The sequence below is a fragment of the Flavobacterium sp. PMTSA4 genome (assembly GCF_032098525.1).
GTDB classification, from domain to species: domain Bacteria; phylum Bacteroidota; class Bacteroidia; order Flavobacteriales; family Flavobacteriaceae; genus Flavobacterium; species Flavobacterium capsici.
The window spans coordinates 2,971,653-2,993,134 of the sequence record NZ_CP134890.1; the positions used below are offsets into that span (position 1 = coordinate 2,971,653).

Below are 21,482 nucleotides of genomic sequence, written 5' to 3' on the forward strand. Positions count from 1 at the left end.
TATTTTATCTAAAAATACTTAAATCAACTTTTACTGAAAAGATATTAGAATATAAAGCTGCACTTTGATCACCTAAATCAGTGAGTGCATAATCTACCTGAATGCCTTTGTATTTAAATCCTAATCCAATATTGGGTTGAAAGTTTACTTTCGTTGAACCATCGATTTGTTCTACATTTTGAAAATTTCCAACTCCTGCACGAAGGAAAACTAATTCGGTATATCCAAACTCAAAACCAACCGCAGGATCAATACTTACTGCATCGGAAGCAAAAATATCATTAGTTCTTGCGAATTGCATGTTGAGGTTTACTGCTGCTAAAAGTGTGTAATCGTAATGAAATTCAAACTTTTTAGCAATTCCTAATTGAGCTTTTGGAGCAGTAATTTCAGTACTTTCGGGAACTTCTTGGTTTTGTCCTGCAACAGCATCTTTGATTTCATTGTATTTATCTTCGTCGATGTTCCAAATATTATAGGTTGTAGTAATGTCGCGAACCATTACACCAAATTTCCAGTCGTTCTTTTCATACTGCAATCCTGCATCAAAACCAAAACCCCAAGAGCTGGCAAATTCTCCAATAATTCTACGAATAACTTTGGCATTTACTCCATAGGTGATTTCTTTTAACTGAGATTTTCGAGCGTAGGAGAAAGTTAAACCATAATCGGCAGTTGAAAAAAGAGAAATTCTGTTGTAATCAATGTTTCCTTGACTGTCTATAAGTTGCGTGGTGTTTAAAATATCGTCAACACCAAAACGAATTAATGAAATTCCCCAAGCGCTTCGGTCGTCAATTTTCTTGGCGTAAGCTGCATAATCGTATTGAGCAATATTGGCAAAGTAACTAGCATGCATCAAAGCTGCTTCAGAATCTTCGATACGAAACAATCCAGCCGGATTCCAATATCCTGAATTTACATCGCCAGTTGAAGCAGTAACTGCATTTGACATTCCCAGCGCAGCAGCATCAACACCAATGTTCATAAATTCATTAGAATACTTTCTAACAGATTGAGCATGAGTGAAAATGCTAAAGAAGAATAGCAAAAAAGGAAGTGTTTTTTTCAATGCAATTTTAGTTTTTACAAATATCATATAAAAATCTCTAATATAAAACGCAGAAACGGTAAACATATTGTATTAAATTTGTAAAACTTTTTAAAAATAAATACCAATAAAATATGAATATCAAAGCGCAGATTCCCAATATGTTTACGATGCTTAATTTGTTTAGTGGTTGCGTTGCTTTGGTTTTTGTAGCAGATTTTAACTTCGAGTTAGCATTCTACTTTGTTTGTTTGGGTATTTTCTTTGATTTTTTTGATGGTTTTTTTGCGCGTAAATTCAATGTTGCTGGTCCGTTAGGCGTTCAACTGGATTCGCTTGCGGATATGGTTACAAGCGGAGTCGTTCCTGGTTTTGTGATGTTTCAGTTAATGCGTGATAATGATTCTTTTGGAGCAATGAGTTTGTTTCCTTATTTAGGATTCATTATAACACTCGGCGCTTGTTATCGTTTGGCAAAATTCAATATTGATACGCGTCAATCGGATAGTTTTATAGGATTGCCAACTCCAGCAAATGCTTTGTTTTTTACAAGTTTGCCTCTAGTTAATGCCTCATTTTTTGATGATAATTTTAACGGAGTAATTTATAATAATTGGGTTTTAGTTGGACTTTGTTTTTTAAGTGCTTATGTAATGAACGCTGAAATTCCGTTATTCTCTTTGAAAATTAAGAACTTCAGCTTTGCTAAATACAAACTTCAAATTTTCTTCTTGTTACTATCTATAGTATTGCTTTTGATTTTCCAAGTTCTTGCTGTTCCGATGATAATAGTTATCTACGTTTTGTTATCGGTTTTAAACAATTTCTTCACAAAAAAAAGCGTTTAATTTTTTAATTCAATGGCAAAAGCGTATACCAAAAAGCCATCGTTCAGACGTAAAAACGCTGTTAGAAAAAAAGCAAAGTTTCCATTCGTTAGAGCAATTTTGGCGTTACTTTTATTTCTGTTATCGCTGTTTGCTTATCATTATCGCGATGCTATTTCTTTTTATATTCATTCAAAAAGAGATTCAGGTTCAACCATTGATAAAGTTGCCCAAGCCAGAATTCATCAGGTATTGAAAAAACATGATGATAAAACTTTTGGATTTGATGTATCCGAGTATCAAGGAGAAATTGACTGGGAAGTAATTGATTCAGTAGAGCATAAATTTCCCTTGCATTTTGTTTTTATCAGAGCAACAGCTGGGAAAAACAAAGTAGATTCACGTTTTAAAACCAATTGGAAAGCCACCAAAAAGCATCATCTGATTCGCGGTGCTTATCATTATTATAGACCGAACGAAAACTCTGTTGAGCAAGCCGATAATTTCATTAAAACGGTAGTATTGCAAAAAGGTGATTTGCCACCAATTTTGGATATTGAGCAAATGCCCGAAAGTCAATCTATTGCAAAATTAAAAATTGGTTTGAAGCGTTGGTTGGATAGAGTAGAAGCGCATTATAAAATTAAGCCTATAATATATTCTGGTGAGCGTTACTATACCGATTTTTTGAGAGATGAATTTTCAGAATACTCGTTTTGGATTGCCAATTATAATTTCTTTGAAGAAAATATAAAAGATGATTGGCTATTTTGGCAATTCACCGAGAAAGCAGTAGTGGAAGGAATTAACGAAAATGTTGATTTGAATATTTTTAACGGAACGCCAATAATGCTCAAGCAGTTTACCAAATCGAAGTAGTTATTTTTTGAAGTTGGTTATCATATATACTACAAATCCAAAGAACAAAAACATCCCGATTAAATAGAAATATGTTTTACCGTGAGCAAAATTAAAAGTGATTCCAAAAGCAGGATTTCTTTTTTCAACAATGATTCTTTGGTCTTCTTTGTTGTAATAAAACAATCCTAATTTCCAATTTTTAGCATCCTTTCGCCAAAGTTCTTCTTGTTGATAATTGGTAGCCATTTCTAAAATTCCAATTTCTTTTTTCGAAGTTCAAAGTTTTGACCTAGATATACTCTACGAACCATTTCATCCTCTACCAATTCTTCTGGAACACCGGCTTTTAAAATTCCACCTTCAAACATCAAGTAAGTTTTATCAGTAATGGCAAGCGTTTCCTGAACATTGTGGTCGGTAATCAGGATTCCGATGTTTTTATTTTTTAATTGGGCTACAATGCGCTGAATGTCTTCTACTGCTACTGGGTCAACACCAGCAAAAGGCTCATCCAATAGAATAAATTTTGGGTCAGTTGCTAAAGCACGAGCAATTTCGGTTCTTCTTCGTTCACCACCCGAAAGCAAATCACCACGATTGGTTCGAATATGTTCTAAACTGAATTCGGCAATTAAACTTTCCATTTTAGCAATTTGTTCTTCTTTTGAAAGCTTGGTTAACTGCAAAACACTTAATATGTTGTCTTCAATACTTAATTTTCTAAAAACAGAAGCTTCTTGTGCCAAATACCCGATTCCGTATTGTGCACGTTTGTACATCGGAAAATCAGTAATGTTCATATCGTCTAGATAAATATTTCCCGAATTTGGCTTAACCAAACCTACAATCATGTAGAACGAAGTAGTTTTTCCGGCACCATTCGGGCCAAGTAAACCTACGATTTCGCCTTGATTTACTTCGACAGAAATACCTTTTACAACACTTCTTTTTTTATAGGTTTTTACCAGATTTTCAGCTCTTAACTTCATATTAGACTATTGATATTTGAACAAATTAACGAATAAACGAACAACCAAATACTTCTTTTAACAATTATTTGTTTTAGCTTATGCTCAGTTCGGCTTAAGGCCTCGAGTCTTCCAACGCTTCCCAAAACTCGTAAGCTCTTCTTAAATGAGGAATAACGATGGTTCCACCAACTAGAGTTGCAATTCCCATTGCTTCCATCATTTCCTCGCGTGTGATACCTTCTTTATAACTTGTTTCTAAGTGGTATTTAATACAATCATCGCAACGCAAAACAGCCGAAGCTACTAATCCTAAAAGTTCTTTGGTTTTAACATCCAAAGCGCCTTCAGCGTAGGCATTCGTATCCAGATTGAAAATCCTTTTGATAACCAAATTGTTATCTGCTAATAATTTATCATTCATCTTAGAACGATAATCATTGAACTCTTTTACTAAATCAGCCATTTTTTAATTTATTTTTATGTACAAAAACCGAAATGAAAATGCTTGCTTCATAGATAATCAACATCGGAATGGATACAGAAACTTGACTTACCACATCGGGCGGAGTAACTATAGCCGCAACAATTAATACAATTACGATTGCATATTTTCTATATTTTCTTAAAAATGCTGGTGTAACCAAGCCTAATTTGGATAGAAAATAGATGATTATTGGTAATTCAAAAAACAATCCTGCAGCAATGACAGATGTTTTTATCATTCCAATATAGGATTCTAAGTTAAACTCATTTTTAACAACGTTACTTATAGAGAATGTTGCCACAAAATTAACAGATAAAGGCACAATCAGAAAGTAACCAAAAAGTACACCCAAGAAAAACAATAAGGATGAAGCTATGATGAATATAGAGGCATTTTTCTTTTCTTTTTCATACAACGCAGGACCAATAAACTTCCACGTTTCATATAAAATATAAGGAAAAGAAAGAATAAACCCGGCGGTTATACAAGTCCAGATAAAGATATTTACTTGTCCTTCCATGGATGTATTTTGAATGATGAATGGCAATTCTTTTATACAAATATCACCTGTCATTCCAAGTCTTTGTGCTACATCACAAAAAAAACGGTAGGTAACAAAATCAGGTCTTGTTGGACCAAAGATTATTTCATCAAAAATATAATCGGCAAAAAAATAGGTAACGATTGCCATGATGACAATTACCGCAGAACTTCTAACTAACAACCATCTCAAATCTTCTAAATGATCTAAGAATGACATTTCATTAACAGGTTTCTTTTTCTTGGCCATTATACAATTCCCTCTTTTAAAATGTCGTGTAAGTGAAGCACACCTTTATAATCATTCTCGTCAACAACTACCAATTGAGTAATTGAAAAATCTTCTAAAATATTCAAAGCATCACTAACCAAATCGGTTGATTTAATCATTTTTGGATTTACGGTCATGATATCTTTTGCCGTTAAACCCGAAATATTTTCGGTTTTGTTCAGCATTCTTCTGATGTCGCCATCTGTGATTATTCCTATTACTTTTTCGTTTTCAACAACGGCAGTAACACCCAATCTTTTTTCTGAAATTTCAACAATTACATTTTTAATGCTCGAATCGGGTGAAACAATTGGTCGGTGGGTTGTGTCTAGCATTTCTCCAACTCTTAGTAATAACTTTTTACCCAATGCACCACCAGGATGGTATTTTGCAAAATCTTCAGCAGTGAAACTTCTCAACTCCATCAAACAAACCGCAATAGCGTCACCAATAACAAGCTGCGCCGTTGTACTGTTGGTTGGTGCTAAATTATTTGGGCAAGCTTCGGTTTCTACATAAGTGTTTAAAACATAATCAGATTCTTTTCCTAAAAACGAAGTAGTATTTCCGGTAATGGCGATTAGTTTGTTCCCAAATCGTTTTAATAAAGGAACCAACACTTTTATCTCTGGGCTATTACCACTTTTTGAAATACAAATTACCACATCATCTTTTTGAACCATACCCAAATCGCCGTGAATGGCTTCAGAGGCATGAAGAAATAACGATGGCGTTCCGGTTGAATTTAAGGAGGCAACAATCTTTTGAGCAATAATGGCGCTTTTTCCAATTCCTGTAATCACAAGGCGACCTTTGGAATTGTAAATTATTTCAACGGACTTTACGAAATCTTCATTTAAAAAATCAGAAAGTTTTAGTATAGCCTGACTTTCTGAAACTATTGTTTTTTTGGCAGTTGCGAGTATTTTTTGAGAATCAATCAATTTTGTGTTGTTTTTATATTTGTATGTAAAAAAGAAAGTGCTATCTTTATGGATGCAAATTTAAATAAAATAACTAGTACGATAAGAATGAATTCTAACGAAATTGACATACACAAAGAATTAAAAAAGTATTTTGGTTTCTCTCAATTTAAAGGATTACAAGAAAATGTTATAAAAAGTATTGTTGGTAAGAACAATACTTTTGTTATTATGCCTACTGGTGGAGGAAAATCACTTTGTTATCAATTACCTGCATTAATACAAGACGGAACAGCAATTGTTGTTTCGCCACTAATTGCCTTGATGAAAAATCAAGTTGACGCAATTAGAAGTTTGTCTTCAGAAAACGGAATTGCACACGTTTTAAATTCCTCGTTAACCAAGACAGAAATCAATCAAGTAAAAAAAGACATTACTTCTGGTATTACTAAATTACTGTATGTAGCTCCAGAATCATTAACCAAAGAAGAATACGTTCAGTTTTTAAAATCAGTGCCAATTTCATTTGTAGCTATTGATGAAGCACATTGTATCTCAGAATGGGGACACGATTTCAGGCCTGAATACAGAAACTTAAGAACCATCATCAAACATCTTGGCGATGTTCCTGTTATTGGATTAACCGCTACGGCTACTCCAAAAGTTCAGGAAGATATCCTTAAAAATTTGGACATGAGTGATGCAAAAACATTCAAAGCATCATTTAACCGTCCGAATTTGTTTTACGAAGTACGAACAAAAACCAAAAATATCGAATCGGATATCATCCGTTTTATCAAGCAAAACAAAGGTAAATCGGGAATTATCTATTGCCTAAGCAGAAAGAAAGTAGAAGATATTGCCGAAGTATTACAGGTAAATGGAATTTCAGCAGTGCCTTATCACGCAGGTTTGGATGCTAAAACCCGCGCCAAACATCAGGATATGTTTTTGATGGAAGATGTAGATGTAGTGGTGGCAACCATTGCTTTCGGTATGGGAATTGACAAACCCGATGTACGTTTTGTAATTCACCACGATATTCCAAAATCATTAGAAAGTTATTATCAGGAAACTGGTCGTGCTGGTCGCGATGGTGGCGAAGGTCATTGTTTGGCTTACTATTCGTATAAAGATGTTGAAAAATTAGAAAAATTCATGTCGGGCAAACCCGTTGCCGAGCAGGAAATTGGTTTTGCTTTGCTTCAGGAAGTTGTGGCTTATGCTGAAACATCGATGTCGCGACGTAAATTTTTATTGCATTATTTTGGTGAAGAATTTGATAGCGAAACAGGCGAAGGCGCTGATATGGATGACAATGTTAGAAATCCAAAAGTTAAGGTTGAAGCCATGGACAATGTCAAAAAACTACTCGAAGTGGTTCGCGACACCAAGCATCTTTATAAATCAAAAGAAATTGTTTTCACATTAATTGGCCGCGTCAATGCTACCATAAAAGCCCACAGAACCGATGCACAAAGTTTTTTTGGTTGTGGTAGCGACCAGGAAGAACGCTATTGGATGGCGCTCATTCGTCAGGTTTTGGTAGAAGGTTATTTAAAGAAAGATATAGAAACCTATGGTATTCTGAAAGTATCGCCAAAAGGATTGGATTTTATTAAAAATCCAGTTTCTTTCATGATGTCAGAAGACCACGAGTATAACGAAGCAGAAGATGATGCTATCGTAACAGCGGCAAAATCAAGCGGAACTGCCGATGAATTATTGATGGGCATGCTGCGCGATTTACGTAAAAAGGTAGCCAAGAAATTAGGCGTTCCACCTTTTGTGGTCTTTCAAGATCCGTCACTAGAAGATATGGCGTTGAAATATCCAATTTCTATTGAGGAACTAACCAATATTCATGGAGTAGGCGAAGGAAAGGCTAAGAAATACGGAAAAGAATTTGTAGAATTGATTGCCCGTTATGTTGATGATAACGACATCGTTCGTCCGGATGATTTGGTGGTCAAATCTACAGGTGCTAACTCGGCTAATAAGCTGTATATCATTCAAAATATCGATAGAAAGTTATCACTCGAAGATATAGCCAAAGCCAAAGGATTGACCATGGAAGCCTTGCTTAAAGAAATGGAGCAAATTGTATATTCGGGTACCAAGTTAAACATCAATTACCATATCAATGAACTGCTAGACGAAGACCAGCAAGAGGAAATACACGATTATTTCATGGAATCAGAAACCGACAAAATAGAAGATGCACTCAAAGAATTTGATGGCGATTACGACATCGAAGAACTCCGCCTGATGCGCATTAAATTCATCAGTGAAGTAGCAAATTAATAAACTGTTATATAGCTAAAAATCCCAAGTTCCAGAATATGGAGTTTGGGATTTTTTTGTTCTATAGTTTTATTGTTATTCCTCAGGAAATCTAACCTTAAAGTTTGTCATTCCGTAGGAAACCTAACGAAGTGGTTCGACGAAGTCAATCTCTTCCCACGTCTACTTTAGAACAATCGTTTCAATTGAGTCAATCACTCCTAAACTCTTAACCTCATAACCTTCTAACCACAAAAAAAAACACCCACTAGCAGCAGGTGTTTTTATACAATATCGATACCCCGTTAAACTAAGCAACCCTAAGTTGCCCTTCGGTCGATTTAAGAACAACATTAATCTTCGTTGTTTCACCTTTAACAACCCCAACAGTAACAGCCTGCTTCTCATAACCAGGACGTTCAACAACAACAGTATACAACCCATCAGGCAAATTCCTAAACTCAAAATTCCCCTTATAAGTCGATTTAGTACTTCTATCCAGTACCTCAATCGTAGCCGTAGCACCAAAAATAGGTTCATCAAGCTCATTCTTAACAGTACCACTAATCGCCAGCACACTACCTCGATAGTCAACAATCCTTCTACAATCCTTATAATGACTCACCACCGCAGGATACAACGTGCGCAACGCAAAAACCTTAATATCCAGTTCCTTCAAAAGCACATCAATACGCCCAAAAGCATCATCAATACCTCTCGTCAACTGCATACGCTCAGTAATACTCATCCTCGGCTTCGTCATGTTAGCATTATAATCAGTAATCAATCCCTTCAACTCAAGCAAAAAAGCCTCAGTAATCCCATACGTAGTAATTCCTGCCAGATGCTCCACGCCGCGGTCGTGTATAAACCTACACTCATCCTTAGCCTCAGCATCACGCTTCTTATAAATACTCCAGTAAGTAATGCCCATTTCTGCAAACAACACCATGTTGTTCGTCACTTTAGCATACGCTCTCAAAGCATCAACAACCTCAATAGCCTTCATAGCCATATCTTGTTTCAGTTGACTCTTAATAAGCTGATGTCCCGTGCGGTTCATCTGTTGATACTCATTCAATTCAGCAATAAGGTCAATCTCACTGCCCAGTTCAGCAATATCAGTGTCAAGTTCTGGCGAAGCTTCAACAATAGCCGAATCCAATCCTTTTAAATACTCATGAACCAACTGTTCCATGTAGTACTTGTTTTCATCATGTTTTTTCATAATAAAAGTATTTAGTTAAAATTCAATAGTAGATATCTTGGGGTATCTGCCTACAAAGTTATACCACTTTTAAAATACTGTGCAACAGCACGTTGCATTTTTACGAAAAATTTATTGAAAGATATTTTTTATTAAATTTTTTGCAACCAAATGAAGAAATATAAAACCCTGATTACGAATAATATAAGAAAATACAGAAAACAACAAAACCCTAAAAACCAGAATTTTACAATTTCCAACACAAAAAAAAGTCATTTTCTTCTGAAAAAAGAGAAAACGACTTAAAATCAAAATGTTAACAATGAGGAATTACATGACTATTGAACTCAAAAATATACTATAATTTGTTAAAATGAGTTATTGAGAAAACTATTTCTTTTCCTTATTTTGAAAACTTTTATTTTCTAAAATCTCTATTTTATTTTTGAGTTTTATAATTTCATTTTCATTCTCCTTATTGAATTTGTCAAATTTGCAATAGATTGCTAATGTTGCAATCAATAAAGATAAAAGGGGTATTATTATTTGAACAATGTCTTTTAGGTTTAACTTTATATTTTCATTCCCCTTATATATAAAAAATCTATTTAACTGTTTTTTTATTCCGTTATCAGAAATTTTAAAACCACTATTTTTACTATAATCTACACAATCAAATTCTTTCAAACTAAATAAAACTTCTTCTATTTTATTTACATTAATGTTAAGTTGTTTTCCTAGTTGCTCAGATGTAAAACAATATTTGGAAACATCTTCCATATTGTATGTTTCATATTTTTCTTTTAAGAACGTTAATAGTTTGTGATGAAATTTATATTTATTCATTTATTCTTTTGCTTATTTTAGTATTTCTCTAATCTCTATTACTTCTTTTTCACTTAATTGAAACCATTCTCCTCTTAATCTTTTCTCACTATAAGATTTGTGCAAAGAATTTTCAAAAGCTAAAGCTATTTTTCTACTTGAAAAACCTTTTGAAATAATTAGTTCTATAGTTGGTTTTTCACTCTGTAATGTCTTTTCACGATATTCTGGGCTATTGGATATCCCAATTTTGTAATACTCATTAGCAAGGTCTTTCATTAAATATAAGTAGCAAATCTCTGTTAAATATACTTTGTCTTTTAAATCATTTTTAGATAACGGTTTATATGATTCAATTTTTCCGACTATTTTGATATAATCAATAAACAAATTTTTTAGAGCAATTTGTAAATTTTCTTTGCTTTCATAATTATGAAATCTATTATTACCAAAAGACTTCATTCCTTCAATTTTTCTATTTCCAGATGTATGAATACACCAATCTTTTATCAATCTATTTGCCAAATAATTCAAATCTTCTTTGAATAGTATAATCCGATTTTCAAAAACTTGTTTGTATGTATCACTCAAGCTATTATATAGGTGAAAAGATTTTTTTTCTATCTCAAATTCTAAAACTTCATCATCCTCAAATAAAATATAAAATTTATCACCAATATCAAGCATGTAGTCTTTACTTGGATGTCTTAATATGAGGTAGTCTTTTCCTTCTAAATGATTTATGGTTAGAAAAAGTCGATTAGTATCTGGTTTTGTTGAAACCATGTTAATTGTTCCATTTAGAATTTTTTCAAAAAATTTATTTCCAGCTATGGTTTCCCATTCAAGATTAAACTCTTTGGTAAAAGGATCAGTTTTTGAAATAGGTATGTTAATCATTATTTATTTGATGAATTTTTTTAAATCAATACTTAAAGTTTCTTAACAAAAAGAGAACTACAATCACGAATATAAAAAATAAAGCAATTCAAAAACCAAAAAAATATCAAAAAGTGTAAGATATTTTTGTACAGATACCAAAACTTAAACGCGAGTTATGGCAACTTGAATCGTCGTAATGCAAACTTAAACGCGAGTTATGGCAACTTGCATCGTCGTAATGCAAACTTCAACACGAGTTATGGCAACTTGCATCGTCGTAATGCAAACTTAAACACGAGTTATGGCAATTTAAACCGTAGTAATTGCAAGTTAAACGCTAGTAATTGCAAGTTAAAGTGCAGTAATGGCAAGTTGAATCGTCGTAATGCAAACTTAAACGCGAGTAATGGCAATTTAAAGTGCAGTAATTGCAAGTTGAATCGTCGTAATGCAAACTTAAACGCTAGTAATCGCAATTTAAACCGTAGTAATTGCAAGTTAAACGCTAGTAATCGCAACTTGCATCGTCGTAATGCAAACTTAAACGCTAGTAATGGCAACTTGAATCGTCGTAATTCCAACTTCTTCTCTAGTAATTCCATGTTGTAGCACAGTAATTCCAACTTGTAGGCTAGTAATCCTAACGTAAATCACAGTAACTCAAACATACATCAAAATAATAACAACAAACAACCATAAACTTGACACGAGCGTAGCGACTGGCGAAGCAAACCTGAAACTTGAAACTTGAAACTAATAAACCTCCCCTCTGTGAGGTTTCAAAGCATCGCGAACCAGTATCATGTTTTTTTCATCAACCACCATAAAAGCTATGGCATACAACTCAGAGACTACCTCAAAACCAGTTGTTTTTTCCTCAAAGTTTTCCATTGCAATATATTCTTTCAGGTGTTTCTCGTGATGTTCGGCAATCTTGGCGGCCGTTTCTCCTCTAAAATCCCAAATGAGTTTTATTTTTCGTGACATAATTTTGAATTATTTTCCAAAGATAAGTTTTACTAAATTTGTAAAAACCACTTTATGAAAATAGTTGTTGCCTTTTTATTGTTTTTTTCACTAGAACTCTCTGCTCAAGAGCTAACCTTAGAACAAGCCAATCACTTGGCTACTTTGCCCATCAAATGTTTGCAACAAGAATATCCCAATAAACTAAGCCAACTGCTGATAGACAGCACCGAAATACAAGCGCCAAAAGTGTTGCATCCTGCCTTTTATGGTTGTTTTGATTGGCATTCATCGGTTCACGGACATTGGAGTTTGGTTTTCCTCTTAAACCATTTCCCCAATTTGAAAAACAAAGAGGAAATCATTAAAAAACTTCAAATCAACCTGTCTAAAGCAAACATTCAAGCCGAAATAGATTATCTCAACAAAGCTCACGAAAAGTCATTCGAAAGAACCTACGGTTGGAACTGGTTGCTAAAACTGCAATTGGAACTTGAAACTTCAAAAGAACCTTTCGCGAAGGAATTGGCGCAAAACCTGAAACCATTATCGAACTTATTAATTGAAAGATACATCGAGTTTTTACCCAAGTTGTTGTATCCAATCCGTGTTGGAACACATTCGAGCACTGCGTTTGGGCTAACCATGGCGTGGGATTATGCGGTGTATTCTAACAACACTCTTTTTCAAAAAAGCATTGAAGTAAATGCAAAACGATTGTTTCTTACTGATAAAGATTGCCCGTTAAACTGGGAGCCAAGCGGCACCGATTTTCTTTCGCCTTGTTTGGAAGAAATGGCCATCATGGAACGCGTACTTCCTAAAAAAGAATTCATCAAATGGCTAAAAGACTTTGCGCCGAAGTTGTTTTCTAAAAAATTCTATTGGGAAGTAGCCAAAGTATCTGATAGAAGTGATGGACATTTAGTGCATCTTGATGGCTTGAATTTCAGCCGCGCCTGGAATTTTTATCACCTTGCTAATCAATATCCAAAAGAGTTTGCGCATCTAAAGAAAGTTGCCGATTATCATTTACAATTCTCTTTGGCATCCGTAGTTGATGGAAACTATGAAGGCGAACATTGGTTGGCTTCGTTTGCTTTGCGTGCTTTTGAGGAGAAAAAGTAAATTCAAATAACTATTTTTGCCACTCGAGACCTTTAGGTCGAACAGTTCGAAGAAAAAAATATACTATGCCACGCGAATACCAGTTTCAAGTTTCACCCGAAGTTGCAGCCAGTGAACATTTGCTCAACCAACACGTGGCAAAACAATTCCAAATTTCTCTCAAAGAGATTCAAAAGACCATTGTTTTAAAACGCTCTATTGATGCCCGACAAAAGGCAGTTAAAATAAACATCAAAGCTAAAGTTTATTTTACTGGAGAAGATTTCACTGAAGCTCCAATAGCATTACCCGAATATCCAAACGTGTCTAATGCCCAAGAAGTTATCATCATTGGCGCAGGACCAGCAGGACTTTTCGCAGCCTTACAATTAATAGAACTAGGATTAAAACCAATAGTTATTGAACGCGGGAAAGATGTTCGAGGCAGAAGACGCGATTTAAAAGCAATCAATATTGATCATATTGTAAATGAAGATTCTAATTATTGTTTTGGCGAAGGCGGAGCCGGAACGTATTCGGATGGAAAGCTTTATACACGTTCTAAAAAACGTGGTGATGTGGATAGAATCCTTCAGTTGTTAGTAGCCTTCGGAGCAACACCAGAAATATTGGTAGAAGCGCATCCACATATTGGGACTAATAAGTTACCGCAAATCATTCAAGACATCAGAGAGAAAATCATTGAATGTGGAGGACAAGTAATGTTTGAAACTCGTGTCACTGATTTTATTATTAAAGCCAATGAGATTCATGGCGTAGTGCTTCAAAATGGTGATACTATAACTGCCAACAAAGTAATTCTAGCAACAGGACATTCGGCACGAGATATTTTTGAATTATTAGACCGAAAGAAAATATTAATAGAAGCCAAACCTTTTGCATTAGGCGTTCGTGCAGAGCATCCTCAGGAATTAATCGATAAGATACAATACAGTTGTGATTTTCGCGGAGACTATTTACCACCAGCGCCATACTCGATAGTAAAACAAGTCAATGGTCGCGGTATGTATTCGTTCTGCATGTGTCCCGGCGGCGTTATTGCACCGTGTGCTACAAGTCCCGGCGAAGTAGTGACCAACGGTTGGTCGCCATCCAAGCGCGACCAAGTTACAGCCAACTCCGGAATAGTAGTAGAGCTGAAAGTAGAAGATTTTAAACCGTTTGCCAAGTTTGGCGCTTTAGCAGGAATGAAATTTCAAAAGGCAATAGAACAAAAAGCATGGCACTTAGCAGGGGAAACCCAAAGAGTACCAGCCCAACGCATGGTTGATTTTTCAAAGAAGCAACTTTCAACCTCTATACCTAAAACTTCTTATGTTCCAGGAACAACTTCAGTAGAGCTAGGCGAAGTATTTCCAGGGTTTTTAACCCAAATCATGCGTGAAGGTTTTCAGGAATTTGGTAAATCAATGAAAGGTTATTTCACTAATGAAGCCATATTGCACGCACCCGAAAGCAGAACATCGTCACCAGTTAGAATTCCAAGGGATAACTATACTTTAGAACATCCACAAATCAAAGGATTGTATCCATGTGGCGAAGGCGCTGGTTTTGCCGGAGGAATTATTTCAGCAGCCATCGATGGCGAAAAATGTGCTTTGAAAATTGCTGAGGTGTTAAAATAAAACGTCCCAATTTCTTGGGACATCCTATTAATTCTTTTTCAATCTATCTTTAAAAACCTTTTCAAACTTTTCAACCTTAGGTTGAATAACCATTTGACAATATGGTTTGTTTTGATTTTGCGCATAATAGTTTTGATGATAGCTTTCGGCAGGATAAAATTCGTCTAACTTTTCAATAGAGGTAACAATTTTGCCATCAAAAACCTTTTCATTTAATTCTTTGATGATGCTTTCGGCTGCTTTTTTCTCTTCAGCATTTTTATAAAATATTGCCGACCGGTATTGTGTGCCAACATCGGCACCTTGACGGTTTAAAGTTGTTGGATCATGAACGGTGAAAAAGACTTGAAAGATTTCGTCTAAGTTGGTTTTTGTTTTATCATAAGTAATCTCAACTACTTCGGCTGCACCGGTTCTTCCTGAGCAAACTTCCTCATAACTTGGGTTTATGGCGTTGCCGCCAGCATAACCAGAAACTACTTTTTCTACACCTTGCAGGTTTTCATAAACTGCTTCCACACACCAAAAACAACCACCAGCCAAAACAATCTTTTGCTTCGCCTGTTCGCTATCGCTCGAGTCAAGGTTGGAATTGTTAGTAGTTGAAACTTTGTAAGGAACAAAATCTAGCGAAACTGCATTCATACAGTAACGTTTTCCTGTTGGTTCTGGACCATCGTCAAACAAATGACCTAAATGACTGTTGCATCTTCCACAAAGTGCTTCTGTTCGACGCATACCATAGGAATTATCAGGTTTGAAAATGATACTTTCTTTATTGTCTTGTTCAAAAAAGCTTGGCCAACCACAAGAACTTGTAAACTTTTGGTTGGACTCGAACAACTTATAACCACAAACGGAACAATAATAAGTCCCTTTGGTTTCATCGTTCCACATGGTTCCGGTGAAAGCTCTTTCGGTATCAGCTTCTCGAGCTACTGCGTATAAATTTGGAGGAAGAATTTTTTTCCATTCTTCGTTTGATACGTTTAGTTTTTTAGTATCCGTGTTTGAGTAGTATGGGTTTTCGGGTTTGTTGATTACGTTTTGCATAGATTTTTCCTTTGTAGATTTTTTGTTTGTTGATTGTCCACATGCATTTAAGGTGAACATAATCAGAAGTAAAAGTGCGTATTTTATTTTGAATATTTTTTTCATAGCCGTTTATTTATATACAAATTTACTATTCATATACTAGAATTATTGTCTTCTAGTTTACAAAATATTGGGATTTAAGGAAAGTTTAACGCTTGTTAAATCGCTCTAATTAGTAAGGCTTGATTTTTTTCGTATTTTTGAGCATCAATAAAGTCTATGAAAGAAGAACAAGTTATATTGGTTAATAAAAATGATGAGCCAATTGGGTTAATGAATAAGCTTGAAGCGCATGAAAAAGCAGTGTTACATCGTGCTTTTTCTGTTTTTATTTTGAATAAAAATAATGAGATAATGCTTCAGCAACGTGCTCATCATAAATATCATTCGCCTTTGTTGTGGACTAATACTTGTTGCAGTCATCAACGCGATGGTGAAACTAATATTCAGGCAGGAACCAGAAGATTATTTGAAGAAATGGGTTTTAAAACAGAACTCAAAGAATTGTTTCATTTTATTTACAAAGCACCTTTTGATAATGGATTGACAGAACATGAGTTAGACCATGTGATGATTGGATATTACAATGATGAGCCACAAATAAATCCTGAAGAAGTGGAAAGTTGGAAATGGATGAAAATTGAAGATGTCAAAGAAGATATGATTCAAAATCCGGCTATTTATACAGTTTGGTTTAAGATTATTTTTGATGAGTTTTATCATTATTTAGAAGATCACAAATTTTAACAAAACCTAAAAATGAAAGTAACAGTTTCAAGAAAAGCGCATTTCAATGCTGCCCATCGATTGTATCGAAAAGAGTGGTCTATGGAGCAAAATGATGATGTTTTTGGTAAATGTAATAATCCAAATTATCACGGGCATAATTATGAATTAATCGTCTCTGTTACTGGTGAAATTGATCAGGAAACGGGTTTTGTAATCGATGTTAAGATTTTATCACACTTGATTTATGAACTTATTGAAAAAGAATTTGACCATAAAAACTTGAATCTGGATGTTCCAGAATTCCATGATTTGAATCCTACTGCCGAAAATATTGCAGTCGTAATTTGGAATAAATTAAGAGGTTTTATAGATAATCGTAAAGAGTTAGAGGTTACTTTATATGAAACGCCACGAAATTTTGTAAGCTATAAAGGAAATTAAATGGCATTGCAAAAAGGTGATAAAGTTCCAAGTTTTACATCAACTGATAATGATGGAAAGCCTTTTAATTCTGATGATTATGTTGGAAAAAAAGCATTAGTAATTTACTTTTATCCAAAAGATGACACCAGAGTTTGCACTCAGCAAGCATGTAGTTTCAGGGATTTTTATGAAATCTTTAAAGAACATGATGCAGAAGTTATAGGTGTAAGCAGCGATTCTGTAAAGTCACATCAAAGGTTTGCTGAAAAACACAATTTACCTTTTATTCTATTGTCAGATTCAGATAAAAAGCTCTGAAAACTTTTTGGAGTTCCAAATGATTTATTGGGGTTAATTCCGGGAAGAGTTACTTATATTATTGATAAAAATGGAATTGTTCAATTGGTTTTCAATAGTATGTCTGGTGAAATTCATATCGAAAAAGCACTTGAAATTATCAAAAGAATGTAAGTTTGCACTATGAATAATTCTTTATATCCATTGCAATTTGAACCCATTTTGAAAGAAAGAATTTGGGGTGGAACAAAACTCAGAGATGTTTTAAATAAACCTATTACTTCCGATATAACTGGTGAAAGTTGGGAAATATCGACAGTTCAGAATGATGTAAGTATTGTTTCTAATGGAATTTTTAAAGGAAAATCACTAAATGAACTTATTGATAAATTTCCTCTTGATATTTTAGGAGAAAAAGTCATTTCTAAATTCGGTAAGCAATTTCCATTACTTTTTAAATTTCTTGATGCTCGTGAAGATTTATCCATTCAAGTACATCCAAATGATAAATTAGCAAATAAACGTCATAATTCCTTTGGTAAAACCGAAATGTGGTATGTAATGCAAGCTGATGATAGCGCAAAACTGATTGTTGGGTTTAAAGAAAAATCATCCAGAGAAGAATATTTAAAACATTTAAATGAAAACACTTTAGTTACAATTTTAGATACTAAGGAAGTAAAGAAAGGCGATGTTTTCTTTTTAGCAACAGGTACTGTTCATGCTATTGGAGCAGGAACTTTAATTGCTGAAATTCAGCAAACTTCTGATATTACCTATCGTTTATATGATTTTGATAGAGTAGATGCCAATGGAAATAAAAGAGAATTGCATATAGATTTAGCTTTAGATGCTATTAATTATGATGTTGTTGCTTCTGAAAAAGAATATTCAAAGGAAGTTAATGTTTCCAATGAAATTGTGAATTGTGATTACTTTACTACTCATTTTGTTCCTTTAAATGGAAATTATTCTGTTAAAAAAAATAAGGATTCATTTTATGTTTACATGTGCGTAGAAGGAGAATTTGAGTTAGAATTTGAAAATCAAAAGGATTATTATAAAAAAGGAGATTCAATTTTAATTCCAGCTTCTATTAATGATTATTCTTTTAGTGGTAAAGCTTCATTATTAGAAATTTACATTTCTTAGTTTGAATTCTAAAGTTTTAGTGTAATTTTGCACCAAATTTAAAAACAACAGAAAATGCCAAGTGTAAAGAATTTAAAAAAAGATATTAATTTTGTTTTAGGAGATATTATTGAAGCAGTTTACATTCATGAAATGACAACTGACGGAAAGCCTTCAGACAAATCAAACGCTATTATTGATGAGGCTATTTCTTCGTTTGATGCTTTAATTACTAAGGTAAACGCAAAAAATGTTGAAAATAAAAAAGCACACTTCAAACAAATCAATGTAGAATTAGAACAAGTTGCTAATCAATTGGTTGAAAAGATAAACGCTTTATAAAGCAAAAAAAGAACAAAAAAGTGCAAAAATATTTTGGAAATTGATTTTCTAAAAATATATTTGCAAACGAATTGAGACGCCGGTGTAGCTCAGCTGGCTAGAGCAGCTGATTTGTAATCAGCAGGTCGTGGGTTCGAGTCCCTCTATCGGCTCAATTATAAAACCATCACAGAAATGTGGTGGTTTTTTGTTTTATAACATTTGTAAACCGTTTTAATAATTATCTTTGTCGGCTTTTTTAAAATAATCATATGTCAAATAATAATGTATTAAAAGGAGTTTTCTTGGTTGGTCTTGGCGCTACAAGCTACGGTATGTTGGCCACTTTTGTAAAACTTGCTTATAGCGATGTAAGTTCGCAAGGACTTCATTATACACCTGCTGAAGTAATTACAGCTCAATTTGTCATTGGGATTATGATTGTTTTAGGGATTAATGCATTTCAGAAAAATAGAAAAGGAGCAAAGAATATAGTTAAGGCTTCATCAATGGATATTAAGAAATTGATGTTGGTTGGAACATCAACTGGGTTAACAAGTATATTTTATTACTTAGCTGTAAAATTCATTCCGGTTTCAATTGGAATAGTTTTGTTGATGCAAACCGTTTGGATGGGAGTAGTTTTAGAAATGATTTTAGAAAAAAAATATCCATCAAAGATTAAAATTATTGCAGTTTTGATTGTTCTTTTTGGAACAGCTTTAGCCACAAATTTATTTAACAATACCATTGAGTTAGACTGGAGAGGAATTGTTTTGGGACTTTTGGCAGCAGCTTCTTTTACGACAACCATGTTTGCTGCAAATAAAGTTGCATTAAATATTTCCTCAGCACAGCGAAGTCTGTACATGCTTTTGGGAGGAATAGTGGTTGTTTTTATTTTTGCAATAATTACCCAAAAAACACCATTTAACTTCGATATTTTCTATAAATGGGGAATAATCATAGCACTTTTCGGGACAGTTATTCCGCCAATTTTACTTAATGCAGGTTTTCCACTTACAGGAATTGGTCTTGGTAGCATAGTTTCTGCATTAGAGTTGCCCGTTTCTGTTATGATGGCTTTTGTGTTCTTGAACGAGTCAGTAGTATTTTCACAATGGATTGGTATTTCATTAATTATATTGGCTATCATAATGATGAATCTAAAATTCAAGAAATATTAAGATTTGTATTGTTATTTTCTTAAATTTGATAATCAACTAAAAATCAATATTTATGAAAAAACTATTTGCAGAATTTTTTGGAACCTACTGGTTAGTATTTGGAGGTTGTGGTAGTGCACTTTTTGCAGCAGGATTTCCTGATTTAGGAATTGGATTTGCTGGTGTAGCATTAGCATTTGGACTTACGGTTTTAACAATGGCATACGCTGTTGGACACATTTCTGGTGGACATTTTAATCCAGCAGTTTCTTTTGGGCTTTGGGCTGGTGGAAGATTTTCAGCAAAAGAATTATTATCCTACATTGTTTCTCAATGTCTTGGAGCTATAGCGGCAGCAGGAACATTGTTTTTTATTCTTTCTGGAAAAGAAGGTTTTGCGATTGATAATACCAAAGCTGGAGCTTTTGCCACTAATGGTTATGATGCATTTTCTCCAGATGGTTATTCAATGATTGCGGCATTTACAGCTGAATTTGTTTTGACATTGTTTTTTTTGTTGGTTATTCTTGGCGCAACAGATAAGCTGGCTAATGGAAAGTTTGCTGGAGTTGCAATAGGTTTAGCTTTAACCTTAATTCATTTGATTAGTATTCCAATTACTAATACATCTGTAAATCCTGCGCGTTCTACATCTCAAGCTATTTTTGCGCAAGGTGAATCACTTTCTCAACTTTGGTTATTTTGGTTAGCTCCAATTTTAGGTGCAATTGTTGGTGGATTGATTTATAAAAATTTACTTCAAAAGGAAGAATAAATTATTAATAAGTGTTTTTTAATAAAGAGAAAAGAATGTAGTTTTCATTTTTTTTCTCTTTATTTTTGTGTAATGGATTCATTATTTGCTAAAGAAAAGTTACTGTTTGATTTGCCAAATGCAAGCATAGAATACTATGCTGATTTTTTTGAAAAATCAAAAGCAAATGAACTTTTTGAAAAACTAAAAGCTGAAATTCCTTGGCAACATGAGGATATCACAGTTTTTGGAAAAACATATCCGCAACCCAGATTGACTTCCCTTTTTGGAAATGAGGGAAAACCTTATTCCTATTCTAATATAATTATGCAGCCAAATCCTTGGAACCCTTTGTTGATGTTTATCAAAAATGAAATTGAAACAGTTTGTCAAGAAAATTTCACTACAGTTCTTCTTAATTTTTATCGAGATGGTAAAGATAGTAACGGTTGGCATGCTGATAATGAAAAAGAATTGGGCAAAAATCCAGTAATTGCATCAGCAAGTTTTGGAGCTGAAAGAATGTTTCATTTAAAACACAACTCCATAGAAGATCAGAAACTGAAAATTAATCTAGAACATGGAAGTTTACTTATTATGAAAGGAGAAACTCAGCATTTTTGGAAACATCAAATTCCTAAAACTAATAAACCTATTGGTCCAAGGATTAACTTAACTTTTAGAATATTAAAATAATTCGAAATTAGTATATTTGAAATAAA

At 33.9% G+C, this 21,482-nt stretch carries 23 protein-coding genes, 1 tRNA gene and 1 pseudogene; 14 read left to right on the forward strand and 11 right to left on the reverse strand.

Annotated elements, in window-relative coordinates; genetic code table 11:
- Nucleotides 1-4: 4 nt before the first annotated feature.
- On the reverse strand, nucleotides 5-1,072 hold the full coding sequence (locus RN605_RS13390; protein ID WP_449536219.1) for a putative type IX sorting system protein PorV2: 1,068 nt from the start codon (nucleotides 1,070-1,072) through the stop codon (nucleotides 5-7).
- A 113-nt stretch (nucleotides 1,073-1,185) separates the two neighbouring features.
- On the opposite strand from RN605_RS13390, the gene RN605_RS13395 reads away from it, so the two are divergent.
- Nucleotides 1,186-1,899 (forward strand): CDP-alcohol phosphatidyltransferase family protein, encoded by a 714-nt coding sequence (locus RN605_RS13395; protein WP_313325569.1) that lies wholly within the window; start codon nucleotides 1,186-1,188, stop codon nucleotides 1,897-1,899.
- A 12-nt stretch (nucleotides 1,900-1,911) separates the two neighbouring features.
- The gene (locus RN605_RS13400) at nucleotides 1,912-2,757 is read left to right on the forward strand and encodes a glycoside hydrolase family 25 protein (RefSeq protein ID WP_313325571.1); all 846 of its coding nucleotides are present in this window, start codon (nucleotides 1,912-1,914) and stop codon (nucleotides 2,755-2,757) included.
- Here the strand turns inward: RN605_RS13400 and RN605_RS13405 are convergent, their stop codons facing one another.
- From RN605_RS13405 to RN605_RS13425, 5 genes are all read right to left on the reverse strand, one after another.
- Nucleotides 2,758-2,985 (reverse strand): hypothetical protein, encoded by a 228-nt coding sequence (locus tag RN605_RS13405; protein WP_313325573.1) that lies wholly within the window; start codon nucleotides 2,983-2,985, stop codon nucleotides 2,758-2,760.
- A gap of 2 nt (nucleotides 2,986-2,987) precedes the next feature.
- Entirely contained in the window at nucleotides 2,988-3,728 is a 741-nt protein-coding gene (lptB, locus tag RN605_RS13410; RefSeq protein ID WP_313325574.1) for an LPS export ABC transporter ATP-binding protein, read from the reverse strand.
- Nucleotides 3,729-3,822: 94 nt separating this feature from the next.
- On the reverse strand, nucleotides 3,823-4,173 hold the full coding sequence (locus RN605_RS13415; RefSeq protein WP_313325577.1) for a carboxymuconolactone decarboxylase family protein: 351 nt from the start codon (nucleotides 4,171-4,173) through the stop codon (nucleotides 3,823-3,825).
- Entirely contained in the window at nucleotides 4,166-4,984 is an 819-nt protein-coding gene (tatC, locus tag RN605_RS13420; protein WP_313325578.1) for a twin-arginine translocase subunit TatC, read from the reverse strand. The genes RN605_RS13415 and tatC overlap by 8 nt, the downstream gene beginning before the upstream one ends.
- The gene (locus tag RN605_RS13425) at nucleotides 4,984-5,949 is read right to left on the reverse strand and encodes a KpsF/GutQ family sugar-phosphate isomerase (protein ID WP_313325580.1); all 966 of its coding nucleotides are present in this window, start codon (nucleotides 5,947-5,949) and stop codon (nucleotides 4,984-4,986) included. The genes tatC and RN605_RS13425 overlap by 1 nt, the downstream gene beginning before the upstream one ends.
- Before the next feature lie 87 nt (nucleotides 5,950-6,036).
- Here RN605_RS13425 and recQ point away from each other — a divergent pair, with 87 nt between their 5' ends.
- Complete coding sequence (gene recQ, locus RN605_RS13430; RefSeq protein WP_313325581.1) at nucleotides 6,037-8,232, forward strand: DNA helicase RecQ; 2,196 nt, start codon at nucleotides 6,037-6,039, stop codon at nucleotides 8,230-8,232.
- 289 nt (nucleotides 8,233-8,521) lie between these two features.
- Here recQ and RN605_RS13435 read toward each other — a convergent pair whose 3' ends face one another.
- The 4 genes from RN605_RS13435 to RN605_RS13450 form a co-directional block, all read right to left on the reverse strand.
- On the reverse strand, nucleotides 8,522-9,439 hold the full coding sequence (locus RN605_RS13435; protein WP_313325583.1) for a carboxypeptidase-like regulatory domain-containing protein: 918 nt from the start codon (nucleotides 9,437-9,439) through the stop codon (nucleotides 8,522-8,524).
- A 369-nt stretch (nucleotides 9,440-9,808) separates the two neighbouring features.
- Nucleotides 9,809-10,264, reverse strand: a complete 456-nt coding sequence (locus RN605_RS13440) for a hypothetical protein (RefSeq protein ID WP_313325584.1) — start codon at nucleotides 10,262-10,264, stop codon at nucleotides 9,809-9,811.
- Nucleotides 10,265-10,276: 12 nt separating this feature from the next.
- Nucleotides 10,277-11,143 (reverse strand): GIY-YIG nuclease family protein, encoded by an 867-nt coding sequence (locus RN605_RS13445; RefSeq protein ID WP_313325585.1) that lies wholly within the window; start codon nucleotides 11,141-11,143, stop codon nucleotides 10,277-10,279.
- Between the two features lie 735 nt (nucleotides 11,144-11,878).
- Complete coding sequence (locus tag RN605_RS13450; protein WP_313325586.1) at nucleotides 11,879-12,112, reverse strand: putative peptidoglycan binding domain-containing protein; 234 nt, start codon at nucleotides 12,110-12,112, stop codon at nucleotides 11,879-11,881.
- A 54-nt stretch (nucleotides 12,113-12,166) separates the two neighbouring features.
- Between RN605_RS13450 and RN605_RS13455 the strand changes: the two genes are divergently transcribed.
- Complete coding sequence (locus RN605_RS13455) at nucleotides 12,167-13,219, forward strand: DUF2891 domain-containing protein (RefSeq protein WP_313325588.1); 1,053 nt, start codon at nucleotides 12,167-12,169, stop codon at nucleotides 13,217-13,219.
- A gap of 65 nt (nucleotides 13,220-13,284) precedes the next feature.
- A complete protein-coding gene (locus RN605_RS13460) occupies nucleotides 13,285-14,844 on the forward strand; it encodes an NAD(P)/FAD-dependent oxidoreductase (protein WP_313325589.1) in 1,560 nt (519 codons plus the stop codon).
- Between the two features lie 27 nt (nucleotides 14,845-14,871).
- Here the strand turns inward: RN605_RS13460 and RN605_RS13465 are convergent, their stop codons facing one another.
- Nucleotides 14,872-15,957, reverse strand: a complete 1,086-nt coding sequence (locus RN605_RS13465; protein WP_313325769.1) for a bifunctional methionine sulfoxide reductase B/A protein — start codon at nucleotides 15,955-15,957, stop codon at nucleotides 14,872-14,874.
- A 201-nt stretch (nucleotides 15,958-16,158) separates the two neighbouring features.
- Between RN605_RS13465 and idi the strand changes: the two genes are divergently transcribed.
- From idi to RN605_RS13510, 9 genes and pseudogenes are all read left to right on the forward strand, one after another.
- Entirely contained in the window at nucleotides 16,159-16,686 is a 528-nt protein-coding gene (gene idi, locus RN605_RS13470) for an isopentenyl-diphosphate Delta-isomerase (protein ID WP_313325591.1), read from the forward strand.
- A gap of 12 nt (nucleotides 16,687-16,698) precedes the next feature.
- On the forward strand, nucleotides 16,699-17,109 hold the full coding sequence (locus RN605_RS13475; RefSeq protein WP_313325593.1) for a 6-pyruvoyl trahydropterin synthase family protein: 411 nt from the start codon (nucleotides 16,699-16,701) through the stop codon (nucleotides 17,107-17,109).
- Nucleotides 17,110-17,562, forward strand: a pseudogene (locus tag RN605_RS13480) (peroxiredoxin).
- Between the two features lie 9 nt (nucleotides 17,563-17,571).
- The gene (locus RN605_RS13485; protein ID WP_313325594.1) at nucleotides 17,572-18,540 is read left to right on the forward strand and encodes a type I phosphomannose isomerase catalytic subunit; all 969 of its coding nucleotides are present in this window, start codon (nucleotides 17,572-17,574) and stop codon (nucleotides 18,538-18,540) included.
- Between the two features lie 54 nt (nucleotides 18,541-18,594).
- Nucleotides 18,595-18,861, forward strand: a complete 267-nt coding sequence (locus RN605_RS13490; RefSeq protein ID WP_313325595.1) for a hypothetical protein — start codon at nucleotides 18,595-18,597, stop codon at nucleotides 18,859-18,861.
- A 78-nt stretch (nucleotides 18,862-18,939) separates the two neighbouring features.
- Nucleotides 18,940-19,013: transfer RNA gene (locus RN605_RS13495), tRNA-Thr, on the forward strand.
- A 99-nt stretch (nucleotides 19,014-19,112) separates the two neighbouring features.
- Entirely contained in the window at nucleotides 19,113-20,027 is a 915-nt protein-coding gene (locus RN605_RS13500; RefSeq protein ID WP_313325598.1) for an EamA family transporter, read from the forward strand.
- Nucleotides 20,028-20,079: 52 nt separating this feature from the next.
- Complete coding sequence (gene aqpZ / locus RN605_RS13505) at nucleotides 20,080-20,781, forward strand: aquaporin Z (RefSeq protein ID WP_313325599.1); 702 nt, start codon at nucleotides 20,080-20,082, stop codon at nucleotides 20,779-20,781.
- A 72-nt stretch (nucleotides 20,782-20,853) separates the two neighbouring features.
- A complete protein-coding gene (locus RN605_RS13510) occupies nucleotides 20,854-21,456 on the forward strand; it encodes an alpha-ketoglutarate-dependent dioxygenase AlkB family protein (RefSeq protein WP_313325600.1) in 603 nt (200 codons plus the stop codon).
- The last annotated feature ends 26 nt before the right edge of the window (nucleotides 21,457-21,482 follow it).